We start from the raw sequence: 15,985 nt of genomic DNA, 5'->3' as shown, positions 1-15,985 counted from the left end.
GAATGGATCCCGAGGCAAAGCCGCGCCCGGTGCGCATCGGTTCCGCAGCGGAACCGCCCGAAACCCTGGCCACGATGCTTGAGGCCGTGCGCGACGCGGCAGGAGACGTGCCGGCGCTTATTGCACTGGCGCGGGACACGGGACGGACGGCGCCCCGGCCCGGCGAAGGCAGCACGGCGCGGCTCTGGGAACTTCTTGCTTCCGTGACTTCCGTCGACGTCGCGGCCGGCCGCGTGCTTGAACCGCACCTCGATGCGCTGGCCATCCTGGCCCAGTCCGGTTCCCAAGCGGGTTTCCCGATCGGTGAATCATCAACTGACGGCGCCTGGGGCGTTTTTGCCGCGGAGGGGCCGGGGCTGCGGCTTGAGGCTACTCCGGACGGCGCCGGGAATTATCGCCTGAACGGATCCAAGCCCTGGTGCTCGCTCGCTGCCCACCTGGACGGCGCTGTGCTGACCGCGCATCTTGCAGACGGAGGCAGGGCCGCCTTCGCCGTCGACCTGCACACTCCCGGGGTGTCCTGCGAGACGCCGCTGTGGACCAGCCGGGGCCTGCGCGAAATCCCCAGCGGTACCGTGCACTTCGACGGCGTCAGCGCCGTTCCGGTGGGTGCATCGGGCTGGTATTTCCAGCGCCCGGGCTTCGCCTGGGGAGGCATGGGCGTTGCAGCCTGCTGGTTCGGCGGAGCCGTTGCCGTGGCCCGCGACTTCAGCTCCGCGCTGTCCGCAGCTGCGGACAAAGGGCGTGAACCGGACCAGATCGCCCTGGCCCACTTAGGCGAAGCGGACCGGATCATCGCCTCCGTGTCCGGCTACCTGGCGCGCACGGCCGAACGGATTGACGCCGGGGAACTGTCCGGCTCCGGTGCCTGGAGCGAGGCGCTGCGCGTCCGCGGAACCGTCGCCGCCGCCGTCGAACGCATCCAGGCTGTGGTGGCCCAAAACCTGGGCCCGGGCCCGCTGGCCTTCAACGAAAAGTACGGAAAACGCATGGCGGACCTGTCGCTGTACATCCGCCAACACCACGCCATGCGGGACGACGCGCAATTAGGCGCCCTGACCCTGAAGGGGGACCGCTCGTGGTGAGCTTCTCACATGCCGATACCGGCACAGCCGAGTCCGAATGGGAGGGAAGCGGCGTGGCCGTCCTCCCGGAACTCCCCCTGGACCAGGACGAACTCGCGGCCATGGCCTTCATTGTGCTGGCTGCGCATCCGGATGACGAGACCCTGGGCGCCGGAGGGTTCCTCGCACGCCTGAACGCTGCCGGCGCGGCAATCGACGTTCTGCTGTGCACGGCGGGGGAGGCATCGCACCCGGACTCCCCGACCACGACGCCGGACCAGCTGGCCGCCCTCCGGCTCGCTGAGTTCAGGGCGGCGGTGTCCGGTTTGGCCCCGGGAGCCGCCAGGGAGTTCCTGCACTTCCGGGACGGCCACCTTGATGCAGACCGGGACCGGATCGCTGCCGCCGTCAAGGAATCGATCGCGGCATCCGGGCGCCCGGCGAACCAGGTGGTTATCGTTGCGCCCTACCGCTCGGACGGCCACACGGACCACGACGTCCTGGGCGCCGTGGCCGCCGAAGTGGCGGCCCAGGGCGGCCACGGGCTGCTGGAATACCCCGTCTGGTACTGGTTGTGGGCGTCACCGGCGGACGGCGCCTGGCAGTCATGGGTCCGTGTGCCGCTGACGGCGGACGAGCAGCGGGCCAAGGCGGCAGCCCTCCTGGCGCACACCTCGCAGACCGAGCCGCTGTCCGACCAGCCCGGCGACGAGGCGCTTCTTGCCGCCGGCTTTGTCGATCATTTTTCCCGCCCGTGGGAGACGTTCGCGTGGCACCGGCCCGCCGGCGGGACCAATACTGCGGGCGACGCCGAGCGGATCTTTGACGTCGTGCACGGCGGGAACGCCGATCCGTGGAGCTATACCAGCAGCTGGTACGAAAGGCGCAAGCGGGCGCTCACCCTGGCCATCCTGCCGGACGCCGAGTACGGTTCCGGACTGGAAATCGGCTGTTCCATCGGCACCCTCAGCGTGGAGCTCGCGGCCCGCTGCCGGGAGTACGTGGCGGTTGACGCCAGCAGCGCCGCCCTGGTCCAGGCTGCTGAGCGGTTAGGGGGCCATCCCGCCGCCCGGACCCTGCACCTGACGGTTCCGCAGCGCTGGCCCGAAGGCCGCTTCGACCTGGCGGTGGTGTCCGAGACGGGGTACTACCTGACGGCGGAGGAACTGGCCGAACTGTTCGCGCGGGTGCAAGGCTCGCTGAATCCCGGGGGGACCCTGCTGCTCTGCCATTGGCGCCACCCCGTTACCGGCTGGGAACTGGACGGGGACACTGTCCACGCCATGGCCCGGCAGCAGCTCCGCTGGCCCACGGCAGGGCTATACCGGGAAAAGGACTTCGTCCTGGAAGTGTTTGTATCGCCGGGCCCGGATCGGCCCTGAGATGACTAGCGGGACGACCGAACGGGCAGGCGACTGTCCCGCGGAGGCAATCCGGTCCGGCCTGGGCATCGACCGGGTGGCTGTGGTGGTGCCCGCCCACAACGAGGACCAGCACCTCGACCGGGCGCTTTCGGCGCTCCGAACCGCCGCCGACGCGTTGCAGCGGGAACGGCCCGGGATCCAGCTGTCCATCACGGTGGTGCTGGACAGCTGCACCGACCGGTCGGCGGACATCGCCGCCGGCTATGTTGCCTCAGACCCCCGGTTCGCGGCTGTGCACGTACGGCTGGGAAGCACCGGCGCAAGCCGCGCCGCGGGCGTCCTGGCCGCCGCAGGGCTGTGGAAAGGGCTGTGGGCCGGGCATGTCTGGCTTGCCAATACCGATGCGGACTCCGCCGTTCCGGAGAACTGGCTGGTGCGCCAGGTTGAACTGGCCGATGCCGGGGCTGACGCAGTCCTGGGATCCGTTGAGCCGGATCCGGCCGGGACCGATCCTGCCATCCTGCGGCGCTGGATGGAGCGGCACCCGTTCAGGGAGGACCATCCGCACATTTACGGCGCGAATTTTGGCGTCCGGGCCTCCGCGTACCTGGCGGCCGGCGGGTTTCCCCGGATGCGCGTCCACGAGGACAGGATCCTGGTGGAGAACCTGCGCAAGCAGGCCTACAGGGTGCTTGCCACCGACACCATCCGGGTGCTGACGTCGGGCCGCACCCATGCCCGCGCACCGCAGGGGTTCGGTGCCTACCTCCGGGCGCTGGCGCTGGAGCTGCCGGCGCTGGACCGGGACAGTGGTGACCTTTGACCCTAGGAGCCTGAACTCCTAGACCGCATCCTCGACCCATGGGGTTCCTCCTGAGGGCCATGGTGTCGTGTGCTCGGCGCTGCCCGTGAATAGCGGGCTGCAGCCGTGATCCCGGGCGCCGGCTCCGGTGCATTGCCGCGGGCTGCGGGCCTCAGCTCCGAGGAGGCTGCACTCCGGCTGAAGACGGTCGGGGCCAACCGGCTGCCGCAGGTCCGCCCGGTGCCGCGCTGGCGCAAGCTGCTGGCCGAAATGACCCATTTCTTTGCCATCATGCTCTGGGTGGCGGCCGGACTTGCCTACGTGGCCGGCATGCCGCAGCTGGCCGTCGCGATCGTCGTGGTGATCCTGGTCAACGGAATCTTCGCCCACATCCAGCAGGAACGTGCACAGCGGGCTGCAGCCAGGCTCCGTGAGCTGCTCCCCGCCATCGTGTCGGTCCGCCGGGACGGCCGCATTGTCAAGGTCCACACCACCGAGCTCGTGCCGGACGACGTGGTGGTGCTGGTTGCAGGCGACAGGGTCCCCGCGGATCTCCGGCTGGTGCTGGCCGCCGGATGCTCAGTGGACGAGTCGATGCTCACCGGCGAGAGCGAAGCCGTAGCCAAGGTCCCGGGCGACGCCGTCCTCGGCGGGACGTTCCTGGTCAACGGCGAGGCAGAGGGTATCGTCACGGTCACCGGCAGCGGCACCCGTCTTGCCGAGATCGCCGCACTGACCGGCAAGGTCGAGGCGCCCCCAACCCCGCTGGCGCTGGAACTGCAGCGGATTGTCCGCATCACGGCCACGGTGGCACTGGGGATCGGCGTGCTGTTCTTCGTCCTCTCGCTGCTGGTGGGTATTTCCTGGCGCGACGCGTTCCTCTTCGCGATCGGGGTGGCGGTGGCGCTGGTGCCCGAGGGCCTGCTTCCCACGGTCACGCTTTCACTGGCCGTCGGGGCGCAGCGGATGGCGCAGCGCAACGCCCTGGTCCGGAACCTGGAAGCGGTGGAAACCCTCGGCTCCACCACCTTCATTTGCACGGACAAGACCGGCACGCTCACCCAGAACCGGATGAACGCCGTCGAGGTGTGGACCCCGGCAGGACTGCTCAGCATCATCGGGGCGGGCTACGGGCCCGAGGCCGAAGTCACCGGGAAGGGAACCGGGGAGGCCCGGCACCTCAGCACCGCTGCGCTGGCCGCCTCCGCCGGACGCGCAGTGCTCCACAACGGGCAGTGGATCGCCGAGGGGGACCCGATGGAGGCCGCCATTGATGCGCTTGCCGTCCGGCTGGCCGGCCCCGGGCAGGAACCCGATGAACCCGAGGTATCGCACCGTTTTGCCTTCGACCCGCGACGGCTGCGCGAATCCGCGATCGTCGGCACCACCCTGTACGTCAAAGGTGCCCCGGAATCCGTGATTCCGCTGTGTGGCGAAAGCAGCGCCGAACGCGCGCTGGAAATGGTTGACCAGATGGCCTCGCACGGGCTGCGGGTGCTGGCCGTGGCCGAGCGGAGCCTGCCCGGCCTGCCGGGCGCCAGCTTCAAGCTGGAGGAAGTGGAGGCCGGGCTGACGCTGCTGGGGCTGATCGGCCTCCACGATCCGCCCCGGGCCGAAGTCCGCCTGGCGCTCGAGGCGGCCCGCGAGGCGGGAATCAAGGTGGCCATGGTCACCGGCGACCACGCCTTCACCGCCGCCGCCATCGCCCGCGAAACCGGACTGATAGGTTCACCAGAGCTTGTGCTGGAGGGACACACCCTCCCGGAAGACGACGCCGTCCTCACCGCACTGTTGGACCGCGACGGCGTGGTCATCAGCCGGGTCACCCCGGAACAGAAACTCCGCGTGGCACGCCTACTCCAGCGCCGCGGCCACGTGGTGGCGATGACCGGCGACGGCGTCAACGACGGCCCCGCCCTCCAGCAGGCCGACATCGGCATTGCCATGGGACTGAGCGGCACCGACGTGGCCCGCGAAGCGGCGGACCTCGTGCTGCTGGATGACGACTTCGCCACCATCATCGCCGCAGTGGAGCAGGGCCGCGCCACGTACGCGAACATCCGGCGGTTCCTGACCTACCACCTGACGGACAACGTCGCCGAGCTCACTCCCTTCGTGATCTGGGCACTCTCCGGCGGCCGCTTCCCGCTGGCGCTGAGCGTGCTCCAGATCCTCGCCCTCGACATCGGCACCGACCTGCTCCCGGCGCTGGCCCTGGGCAGCGAGGCCCCCAGCAAGGGCACGCTGAAACGGCCGCCGGAGCGGAGGCACCTGATGGACCGCGCCCTGATGTTCCGGGTGTTCGGCCTGCTGGGTCCGGTGGAGGCCCTCTTCGAAATGACCGCGTACACCGCAGTGCTCCTCGGTGCGGGCTGGCGGCCGGGCGCCGAACTACCCGTGTCGGACGTTCTCATGGCGGCCTCCGGGGCGGCTTTCACCACGGTGGTGCTGGCGCAACTGGCTAACGCATTCGCCTGCCGCAGCGCCAGCACCCCGCCGTGGCAGCTGGGCTGGGCCACCAACAGGCTGCTGGTCTGGGCGGTGCTGGCGGAAGTCGGGCTCCTGCTGGCCTTCCTGTTCGTCGGCCCCGTCGCCACATTGCTGGGCCATGCGCCGCCGTCGCCCGGGGGCCTTGCGGTGGCGCTCGCCGCCATTCCCGCAGTCATCGTCGCGGACTGGCTGTACAAGGTGTTCCGGCACCGCAGGGCGGGCACCGCGGGCACCGCACGGGCCGTTGCGCGGCCAGCTTTACCGCCGGTCCCGCTGCGGCAGGTGAGGTCCAAAGCCTCTGACCCGCCGGGGCCCGGCAAACGAGGATCAATCCATGGACCAAGGAGCGGGAACAGCCATGACTGAAAACCACGTGGTGTGGTTTGACGAGATCGGGATGGAGCATGTGCCCCAGGTGGGCGGCAAGAACGCGTCGCTGGGGGAGATGACGCGCTCGCTCAAGTCACGGGGAGTGCGGGTGCCGGACGGATTCGCCACCACGGCGGCCGCCTACCGCACATTCATCAAAGCCAACGGCATCGACGCCGCCATGCGCGCCCGGATCGCGGAGTATCGGGCGGGCGAGATATCGCTGCGGTCCACGGGCGAGGCCATCCGGGAGCTGTTCCTGGACAGCGAATTCCCGGAAGACATCGCCGAGTCCATCCGCAGCCACTACCGCACCCTTGCCGACAGGGCGGGACTGGACCGGCTGTCCGTTGCCGTCCGCAGCAGCGCCACCGCCGAGGACCTCCCGGACGCCAGCTTCGCCGGGCAGCAGGAGACCTTCCTAAACATTTCCGGTGAACGCGAACTCCTGGACGCCTGCCGGCGCTGCTACGCATCGCTGTTCACGGACCGTGCCATCAGCTACCGGGAGGTGAAGGGTTTCGAGCACCTGGACGTGGCACTGTCCATCGGGGTGCAGCGCATGGTGAGGTCCGACGTCGGCGCCTCCGGTGTGATGTTTTCCATCGACACCGATTCGGGCTTCCCCCGCGCGGCCGTGATCAGCGCGGCCTGGGGCCTCGGTGAAACCGTGGTGCAGGGCAGCATCAACCCGGACAAATATGTGGTGTTCAAGCCGCTCCTGGCGGACAAGGGCCTGGCCCCGGTCATCGAGAAGACCCTCGGCTCCAAAGCCCGCAAGATGGTCTACAGCCGGGGCGGCCACGCGCGGACCCGGACGGTGGAAACGTCCGCGGAGGAGCGGGGCTCGTTTGTGCTGGGTGATGCCGAAATCCTGGACCTGGCGCGCTGGGCGGTGACGGTGGAGGAGCACTACGGCCGCCCCATGGACATGGAGTGGGCCCGCGACGGTGCCACCGGGGAGCTGTTTATGGTGCAGGCGCGGCCCGAAACCGTGCAGGCGCTCAAGAGCGGGACACGCTTCACCATCCACCACCTCCGAGGCACGGGCACAGTCCTGGCCTCCGGCGCAGCGATCGGGGATTCGATCGCGCAGGGCACGGCGTGCGTCATCCGGGACACGCGGGACATCGAGTCCTTCCGTGACGGCGCCATCCTGGTCACCGAGATGACGGACCCGGACTGGGTTCCCGTGATGAAACGGGCCTCGGGTATCGTCACGGACCACGGCGGGACCACCAGCCACGCGGCCATCGTGAGCCGGGAACTGGGCGTTCCCGCCGTCGTCGGAACCGGGAACGGAACCAGCGTCCTGGGCGAAGGCCAGGCCGTGACGCTGAGCTGCGCGGAAGGGGACCTGGGCCGGGTGTACGAGGGCACGGTCCCGTTCGATACCGAGGATGTGGACCTGGGTGCCCTGCCCGCCACCCGCACGGCCATGATGGTGAACATCGCCAGCCCGGGGGCCGCGTTCCAGTGGTGGCGGCTGCCCGCGGCGGGGGTGGGCCTGGCCCGGATGGAGTTCATCATCAGCAACCTGATCCGGGTCCATCCGATGGCGCTGGTTCATCCGGAACGGGTCACGGACGCGGAGGAAGCCCGGCAGATCAAGGAGCTGACCAGCGGCTACGCGGACCCCCGGGAGTACTTCGTGGAGGCGCTGGCACTGGGCATCGCCAAGATCGCCGCGCCCTACCACCCGAACCCGGTGATCGTCAGGCTCAGCGATTTCAAGACCAACGAGTACGCGCACCTGATCGGCGGCGGCTCCTTCGAACAGCCCGAAGAGAACCCCATGCTGGGCTTCCGCGGCGCGTCCCGGTACTACGACGAGCGCTACCGGGAGGGTTTTGCACTGGAGTGCGCCGCGCTCAAACGCGTGCGGGAAACCATCGGCTTCAGCAACGTCATTGTGATGATCCCGTTCTGCCGCACCCCGGACGAAGCGGACCGCGTGCTGGCCGTCATGGCCCAGAATGGCCTGGTGCGCGGCGAAAACGGCCTGCAGGTGTACATGATGTGCGAGATCCCCTCCAACGTGGTCCTGGCTGAGAAGTTCGCGCCGAAGTTCGACGGCTTCTCCATCGGATCCAACGACCTCACGCAGCTGGTCCTGGGCGTTGACCGGGATTCCGAGCAGCTGGCCGGCCTCTTCGACGAACGCGACGAGGCCGTCACGGCAATGATCAGCGAAGCCATCCGCAAGGCGCACGCAGCCGGTATCAAGATTGGAATCTGCGGCCAGGGGCCCAGCAACCATCCGGACTTCGCGGCCTTCCTGGTGGGCGAAGGAATCGACTCCATCTCGCTCAACCCGGACAGCTACCTCAAGACGGTGCGGGTGATCGCGGACGTGGAGGCCTCCGCCTGAGGCTTGGGCGGTGCCGTGTGCCGGCCCGGGCTCAGCGCGCGCAGCGCATTGAGGATGGTGGCCAGGTCCACCAATTCCTGTGACAGTGCGCCGGCGATGGCCGGCACGTAGCCCGCCGCCGCGGCCACCATGAGCCCCACGCTCAGCACGATGCCGATCCAGATGCTTTGCATCGCCACCCGGACAGTGCGCTGCCCGATCCGCACCGCATGCGCCGCCTTGGACAGGTCGTCAAGGATGATTACGACGTCGGCAGACTCGCCCGCCGCGGTGGAACCGCGCGCACCCATGGCGATTCCGACGTCGGCCACCGCCAGGACGGGGGCGTCGTTGACGCCGTCGCCCACCATCATTACGGGACGGTGCGGCAACGACCTCACCGCTTCCACCTTGTCCGGCGGAAGGCATTCGGCGCGGACGTCAGTGAGCCCCACTTCGGCCGCGATGTGCTTGGCGGTGGCCAACGCGTCGCCGGTCAGCATCACCGTTTCGGTGACCCCCAGCGCGGACAGCTCGGCCAGCGTCCGGCGTGCCTCGGCGCGCAGCGGGTCGCTCATGACCAGGGCCCCGACGTACACCCCGCCGACGCCCACATAGATGGCCAGCTGGCCGCTGACCAGCTCCGTTTCCACCACGCCGGGCGCAAATTCGGCCACGAAGGAGGGCTTGCCCACCACTACTTCCCGCCCGTCGAACACCGCGCGCACCCCATGCGTGGCATGTTCCAGCGCCTCACTGGCAGTCTCGAAGCGGAGGTCGCGTGAGGTGGCGGCCTCCATTACGGACGCGGCCAGGACGTGCGAGGAGTACTGTTCCGCGGAGCCCGCCAGCCGCAGCAGTTCGTCCTGGTCCATGGAGTCGGCCGTGACGACGGCCACCAGCGAGGGCCGGCCGTACGTGAGCGTTCCGGTCTTGTCGAAGGCGGCGGTGCGGACCTTTCCGAGCTGCTCCAGGACCCCTGCGTATTTGACAATGATGCCGGACTTGGCCGCCTGGCTCATGCCGCCCAGGAACGCCACCGGCGCCGCGATGAGCAGCGGGCAGGGAGTGGCCACCACCAGCACTTCGGCGAACCGGGCGGGGCTGCCGCTGACAATCCAGGCGACGGCGCCCAGCGCATAGGCGAACGCGGTGAACGGGATGGCGTAGCGGTCGGCCAGGCGCACCATGGGGGCGCGGCTTTCCGAGGCCTCCTTCACGAGCGCCACGATCCGGCTGTACTGGGAATCCTCCATGACGGCCGTGACGCGCATCCGGACGGCGGCCTCGCCGTTGACGGAGCCGCTCATGATGCCGTCGCCGGCCGAGCGTTCCACCGGCAGGCTTTCGCCGGTGAGGGACGATTCGTCGAACGTGCCGGCGTCGGAAAGCAGCACGCCATCCAGCGGGACCACTTCGCCGGGCTTGACCAGCAGGATGTCGCCAACGAGGACGTCCGTGGCTGCAACGTCCTCGTGGGCGCCGTTTTCGGCGCCGCCGTTGCTGGCAGTGCCGTTCGGGGCGGTGCTGTTCGCAGGGGTGTCGTTCTTTGCGTTGCCGGTCCGCTCCCGGTGGGCTGTCTGTGGAACACGCGCCAGCAGGGCGCTGAGTTCGCCCTTCGCCCGGCCCGCCGCGTAGTCCTCCAAGGCGGTGCCGCCGGCCATCATGAGCACGATGATCATGGACGCAATGAACTCACCCACCAGCACCGTGCTGACGATCGCCGTCACGGCCAGGATATCGATGCCCCAGTGCCCGCTTCGCAGCCTTCGAATCATGCCGATGGACAGGTAGGCCGCCACCGCCAGTGCATAGCCGCTCGCCGCAAGCTGCGCGATCACCGGCTGGCTGGACATCACCAGGACGGCGACAGCCATCAGGGCCAGTACCGTGCCCGCAACGAGCGGATACCGGAGCACAAGTTTCACAGGCAGACCCGCCTTCATCTGGTTAGCTGCCACGTCTGAACACACACTGACAGGACGCATCCATAGGACACCCCAATAGGACACGCACCTATGGGACACACACCTATGGGTAACACTCCATTGAACCTGCGATGCGAAACAAGGGGAATAGGGCCCTGATGCGCCGCGGGCGCTGAGCCGCCACGCGTTTGAGCCCGGCAGCGATTCAGCCCTGGCAGGCCTTTCAGCCCTGTCAGGGAAGGGGCTGCCGCTGTCATGGTTGAAGGGTGTCGAACATGGCGGGGGAACCGTCCGCTGCTCCGGGCAAACATCGCAGGCTGGTGGCGGCGGCCGTCGTGGCGGTGGTCGCGATCACGGCGGTGGTACTGGCCGTGATCCTGGCCGGTGCCCCGCGGGAATCGGACCCGGGGGCTGGCCAGCCGACGGACGGCCAGACGTCCTCGGCGCCGCAGCCTTCGGAGCCGGCCGCCTCGAGTCCGGCCGCTTCGCCGTCGTCGGGAAATCAGTCGACGGAACCACAGCCGTCTGATTCCCTGTCCCCGCCGCCAGGAACTTCGGGCGAACCGCCCGCTCCGGCCCCTGTGGCGTCCGGCCCCACGCCGCCGCCCGAAACGCTGCCGGGTCCGCAGCCCCCTCCGCCGGTTGCCCCGTTTCCCCCTGCCTTGGCCGGCCAGGACGTGGAGGTGGTTCCCGGTGCCGGCCCGGCGGTGGCACTGACATTCGACGCCGGCGCCAACTCGGCCGGCCTCCCCTCGATCCTGCAGACCCTGGCGGGCGCAGGGGTCCGCGGGACGTTCTTCCTGACGGGGTCCTGGGCTGCGGCCAATCCTGCCGGGGTGGCCGCCATCGTGGCGGGCGGCCACCGTGTGGGCAACCACTCCCAGACCCACCCGGACTTCACCGGCCTGCCGGACGCCGGTATCGGGGACCAGGTCCGCGCGGCGGAGCAGGCAATCGTGGCCGCCGGAGCAGACCCGCGGCCGCTGTTCCGGTTCCCGTTCGGGGCCCGCGATGCACGAACCATCGCCGCCGTGAACAACCTGGGGTATGTGCCGGTGCGCTGGTCCGTCGATACGCTCGGCTGGAAGGGAACCAGCGGCGGTGTCACGGCGCAGCAGGTGGCGGACCGTGCGTTGACCGCCCTGCAGCCCGGTGAAATCGTCCTGATGCACATCGGGTCCAACCCGACCGACGGCTCAACCCTGGACGCTGACGCCCTGCCGGGAATGATCGAGAGAATGCGCCAGGCTGGCTACGGCTTCGTCACGCTGGACAGCCTGGTCGCCGGTTAGCCAGCCGCAGAGCTTGCCGGGGAGCCAACCGGAAGAGGGGTCCAACGTCACTGGGCAGGCCCGGCCATCGCTGGTAGGACTGAGCCATGACTGAGTCGCCAACCGTTGCCGCCGCGCTGGCCCCGGTTGACGCCGTGGTGTTCGACCTCGACGGCGTGGTCACGGATACTGCGGAACTCCACGCGGCCGCATGGAAGGAACTCTTCGACGCAGTCCTCCAGGACCGCCGGATTCCGCAGGATGCCCGGCGCGATCCGTTTACGGACACCGATTACCTGCGCTTCGTGGACGGCCGCACCCGGGAAGACGGCGTGACGGCGTTCCTGCAGTCGCGGGGGGTCACACTGCCAGCGGGCGGGCACGCTGATGGCCCGGGGGAGTGGACCGTAGTGGGGCTGGGCGCACGCAAGAACGGCATCTTCGAAGAACTGCTGGGGCGCCGGCCTGTCCCTGTTTTCCCTGAAACGGTTGCCCTGCTGGAACGGCTCAAGGCAGGGAAGGTCCCGGTGGCGCTCGCAACTGCCAGCCGGAACGCCCGGGCCGTGCTGGCAGCCGCCGGCCTCCACGACACCTTCGACCTCGTGGTGGACGGAAACACGGCAGCGCAGCTGGGGCTGGCCGGCAAACCCGACCCCGCCTTGTTCCTCCATGCTGTCCGGGAGCTCGGGGTGGAGCCCGGACGTGCGGTGGTCATCGAGGACGCCGTGGCCGGCGTGGCAGCGGGCCACCGCGGCGGATTCGGACTGGTGGTGGGGATTGACCGGGCCGGGCACCGGGCGGAGCTGGAGGCCGCGGGAGCCGACGTCGTCCTTGAAGACGTCAGCGAACTGGACCTCGGCCTGGTCATCGCGGACCCCTGGCAACTGGTCTATGAGGGATTCGACCCCGCGCACGAAGGCCACCGGGAGGCCCTGACCACGCTGGGCAACGGGTATATGGCCACGCGGGGCGCCGCCCCTGAACACCGCCGGGACGGTGTGCACTATCCGGGAACGTACCTCGCCGGTGTCTACAACCGGCTCACCAGCGTGATCCAGGGGCAGGAGACCGAAGACGAACACATGGTCAACATGCCGGACTGGCTGCCGCTGGACCTTTCCGTGGAGGGCGGCCGGTGGTGGTCCGACGGCGGCCTGCAGCTCCGCAGCGAGCGCCGCACGCTCGATCTGACGCGCGCCCTGCTGACGCGGGAAGCGGTACTGGAAGACGACGCCGGGCGGAAACTCAATGTGGTGCAGCGCCGGCTGGTGTCCATGGCGGAACCGCACCTCGCCGCGCTCGAGATGACGGTGACCGCCGCGGGATGGAACGGCCGGGTGGCCATCCGCAGCGGCTGCGACACGGACATCACCAACTCGAACGTGCCGGTGGAAGCCCTCCTGTCCAACCGTCACCTGGCAGGCATCGCGGTCTCCGGTGCCGACGACGGGCCAGGAGTAGCTACCCAGGTGGTTTTGGCGCGGACGAGCCAGAGCAGGATCGGCATTGCACTGGCCAGCCGGACCGAAGTACCCGCCAGCCTGCATCCCGCCACGCCTGAAGAGCTCGGCGGACAGTTCGCGCACCGCTTTGATGCGGAGCTCCGGGACGGCATTCCGGTAACCGTCACCAAGACCGTGGCAGTGGTGACGTCCCGCGACCACGCCATTTCCTCACCCCGGACCGCCGCCCTGGACGTCCTGAACCGCGCCAGGGGCGGTTTCGAGGAGCTGCTGGCCAGTCACGAGGCGGCGTGGAGGGGACTGCTCACGCCCTTCATCATCGAGTTCGACGCATCCAACCAGGCCCAGCTGATCCTGAACCTGCATGTCTTCCACCTGCTCCAGACCATATCCGCGCATACCGCGGAGCTGGACGCCGGTGTTCCCGCCCGCGGCCTGCACGGCGAAGGCTACCGGGGGCACATTTTCTGGGATGAACTCTTTGTCCTGCCCCTCCTGACATCCCGGCTTCCCGCCGTGACGCGGGCGCTCCTTGATTACCGGTGGCGCCGGCTGGGGACCGCCCGGGACGCCGCCAGGGCGGCAGGGTTCAAGGGTGCCCTGATTCCTTGGCAGAGCGGCAGCGACGGCCGGGAGGAAACACCCAAACTGCTGTTCAACGCCCGTTCCGGCCACTGGGTACCGGACTACTCCCACATGCAGCGCCACTCGGGCCTCACGGTGGCGTACAACGCCTGGCAGTACTTTGAAGCCACCCAGGACCGGGCCTGGCTGATGCACCACGGTGCGGAAATCATTGTGGAAGTGGCCCGGCTGTTCGCGTCGATGGCCGAACACGACCCCGCCGACGACAGATTCCATATCCGGGCTGTGGTGGGCCCGGACGAGTACCACACCGGCTACCCCGACAACCCCGGGGGAGGCCTGGACGACAACGCCTATACCAACGTCATGGCGGCCTGGGTGTGCGATCTGGCGGTGTGGATCATGAGTTCCCTGCACGGCTTCGACATGGACGATTTCCGCAATCGGCTGCGCGTCACTGAAGGCGAAATCGAGGCCTGGGCGAAGCTTGGCCGGAGGGTATTCGTGCCGTTTCACGCCGACGGCATCATCAGCCAGTTCGCCGGCTACGAAAATCTCCAGGAGCTGGACTGGGAGCACTACCGCCGCACCTACCGGAACATCCAGCGCCTGGACCTCATCCTCGAAGCCGAGGGCACCAGCACCAACCATTACCAGCTGGCCAAACAGGCGGACGTCCTCATGTTGCTTTACGTCCTCGGTGAAGACCAGCTCACCACCTTCCTCGACCGGCTCGGGTATGCCGTGACGTCCGGGCAGATCGCACGGACCGTTGACTTCTACCTCGCCCGGACCGCCCACGGATCCACCCTGAGCCGCGTGGCGCACGCTTCGGTGCTGGCGCAGCTTGATCCGGAGAGGGCGTGGGACACCTTCCGGGAGGCGCTCGACGCGGACCTGGACGACACCCAGGGCGGCACCACCAGGGCGGGAATCCACCTGGGCGCCATGGCCGGATCCATCGACGTGGTTCAGCGGAGCTTCGCCGGGCTGCGTATCACGAGGGACGCCCTGGATTTCGCACCCCGCCTTCCGAAGGAACTCCGCAGGGTCACGTTCAACGTGCGGTACCGGGACCAGCTCCTGGCAGTGCACCTGGAGAAGGACCGGCTCCGGGTTAGCGCGGCCCCGGGAGACGCCTCCCCGGTGCAGGTCCGGCTCGGCACCCAGCAGGTCCTGCTACACGCCGGGCAGGAACACGAATTCCGGCTGGGCTAATTCCGGCTGGGCTAATTCCGGCTGGGACCCGGAACCTGAGGCGGGTTTGCGGCTAGGACATATGCAGGACGGCGGCCCCGGTAATACGGTCCGCGGCAAGGTCCTGAAGGGCCTGGCCAGCTGCCTCCATCCGGTAGGGCACGGTGGTGGGGCGCAGCGGAATGTCCGCCGCGATGCGGAGGAACTCCTCGCCGTCGGCCCTGGTATTTGCGGTGACGCTGCGAAGCTGCCGTTCCTGGAAAAGCTCGGATCCGTAATGGATCGGCGGGATGTCGCTCAGGTGGATGCCGGCCACTGCAAGCGTGCCCCCTCGGTCCAGGGCGCGCAGCGCCTGCGGCACCAGCCAGCCCACCGGGGCAAAAAGAATGGCCGAATCGAGCGGGACGGGAGGTTCGTCGTCGGCGTCCCCGGCGAAAGCCGCCCCGAGTTCCAGGGCGAGGCGCCGGGCCTCCTCGGAGCGGGTCATGACGTACACGCTGGCTCCGCGGTGCATGGCCACCTGGGCGGCCAGGTGGGCGGAACCGCCGAAACCGTAGATGCCGAGGCGCCCGCCGTCCGGGACCTGGGCCCGGCTCAGTGCGCGGTAGCCGATGATCCCCGCGCACAGCAGGGGAGCGGCCTGTTCGTCCGAAAAGACCTCCGGGATCCGGTAGGCGTAGTCCTCGTTGACCGTCACCCGGTCCGCGTAACCGCCGTCCCGGTCCCAGCCCGTGAAGGTGGGGGACAGGCACAGGTTTTCCTGCGAACGGAGGCAGAAGCGGCAGCGTCCGCAGGTTGCCCCAAGCCAGGCGACGCCCACGCGTTCCCCGATCCGGAACCTGGTGGCACCTTCGCCGAGCTCCAGCACTTCCCCCACCACTTCATGGCCCGGAATGATGCCGGGCTGGCGGGGCGGCAGGTCACCTTCTGCCAGATGGAGGTCGGTGCGGCATACTCCGCACACGCGCACGGCAAGCAGGACCTCTCCCGGCCCGGGGATTGGATCAGGGCGCTCGCCGAACACTAACGGATGCCCCGTCACCACGGGCCCCGGTTTGCCAACCCACCAAGCACGCACGGCACACTTCCTCTTCTGCTATTC

General features: G+C 68.9%; 9 protein-coding genes. 7 read left to right on the top strand and 2 right to left on the bottom strand.

Annotated features, from left to right (window positions below; genetic code table 11):
* Positions 1-2: 2 nt before the first annotated feature.
* The 5 genes from ASF98_RS11040 (at position 3) to ppsA (ending at position 8,460) form a co-directional block, all read left to right on the top strand.
* Positions 3-1,085: an acyl-CoA dehydrogenase family protein gene (locus ASF98_RS11040; RefSeq protein WP_055801460.1), complete on the top strand. Its 1,083-nt coding sequence runs from the start codon at positions 3-5 to the stop codon at positions 1,083-1,085.
* Positions 1,079-2,446 carry a bifunctional PIG-L family deacetylase/class I SAM-dependent methyltransferase gene (locus ASF98_RS11035; protein ID WP_055801458.1) on the top strand — a complete coding sequence of 456 codons (1,368 nt, stop codon included), beginning with the start codon at positions 1,079-1,081 and terminating at the stop codon, positions 2,444-2,446. Before ASF98_RS11040 ends, ASF98_RS11035 begins: the two co-directional genes overlap by 7 nt.
* A gap of 1 nt (position 2,447) precedes the next feature.
* Positions 2,448-3,251 carry a glycosyltransferase gene (locus ASF98_RS11030; RefSeq protein ID WP_082506799.1) on the top strand — a complete coding sequence of 268 codons (804 nt, stop codon included), beginning with the start codon at positions 2,448-2,450 and terminating at the stop codon, positions 3,249-3,251.
* A gap of 105 nt (positions 3,252-3,356) precedes the next feature.
* Positions 3,357-6,086 (top strand): cation-translocating P-type ATPase, encoded by a 2,730-nt coding sequence (locus ASF98_RS11025; protein WP_082506798.1) that lies wholly within the window; start codon positions 3,357-3,359, stop codon positions 6,084-6,086.
* Positions 6,079-8,460 (top strand): phosphoenolpyruvate synthase, encoded by a 2,382-nt coding sequence (gene ppsA / locus ASF98_RS11020; RefSeq protein WP_055801455.1) that lies wholly within the window; start codon positions 6,079-6,081, stop codon positions 8,458-8,460. Before ASF98_RS11025 ends, ppsA begins: the two co-directional genes overlap by 8 nt.
* Here the strand turns inward: ppsA and ASF98_RS11015 are convergent.
* The gene (locus ASF98_RS11015; RefSeq protein ID WP_055802424.1) at positions 8,412-10,385 is read right to left on the bottom strand and encodes a heavy metal translocating P-type ATPase; all 1,974 of its coding nucleotides are present in this window, start codon (positions 10,383-10,385) and stop codon (positions 8,412-8,414) included. The genes ppsA and ASF98_RS11015 overlap by 49 nt on opposite strands.
* 257 nt (positions 10,386-10,642) lie before the next feature.
* Between ASF98_RS11015 and ASF98_RS25020 the strand changes: the two genes are divergently transcribed.
* Both ASF98_RS25020 and ASF98_RS11005 read left to right on the top strand, forming a co-directional pair.
* A complete protein-coding gene (locus ASF98_RS25020) occupies positions 10,643-11,659 on the top strand; it encodes a polysaccharide deacetylase family protein (RefSeq protein ID WP_055801452.1) in 1,017 nt (338 codons plus the stop codon).
* Between the two features lie 86 nt (positions 11,660-11,745).
* Positions 11,746-14,904, top strand: a complete 3,159-nt coding sequence (locus ASF98_RS11005) for a beta-phosphoglucomutase family hydrolase (RefSeq protein WP_055801449.1) — start codon at positions 11,746-11,748, stop codon at positions 14,902-14,904.
* Positions 14,905-14,956: 52 nt separating this feature from the next.
* Here the strand turns inward: ASF98_RS11005 and ASF98_RS11000 are convergent, their stop codons facing one another.
* Positions 14,957-15,961: a zinc-dependent alcohol dehydrogenase family protein gene (locus ASF98_RS11000; RefSeq protein ID WP_055801446.1), complete on the bottom strand. Its 1,005-nt coding sequence runs from the start codon at positions 15,959-15,961 to the stop codon at positions 14,957-14,959.
* Positions 15,962-15,985 lie beyond the last annotated feature (24 nt).

The organism is Arthrobacter sp. Leaf337, from assembly GCF_001423745.1.
Lineage (GTDB): Bacteria > Actinomycetota > Actinomycetes > Actinomycetales > Micrococcaceae > Arthrobacter.
Note: the sequence above shows the minus strand (reverse complement) of the source record. Positions and strands in the feature narration are given on the sequence as shown.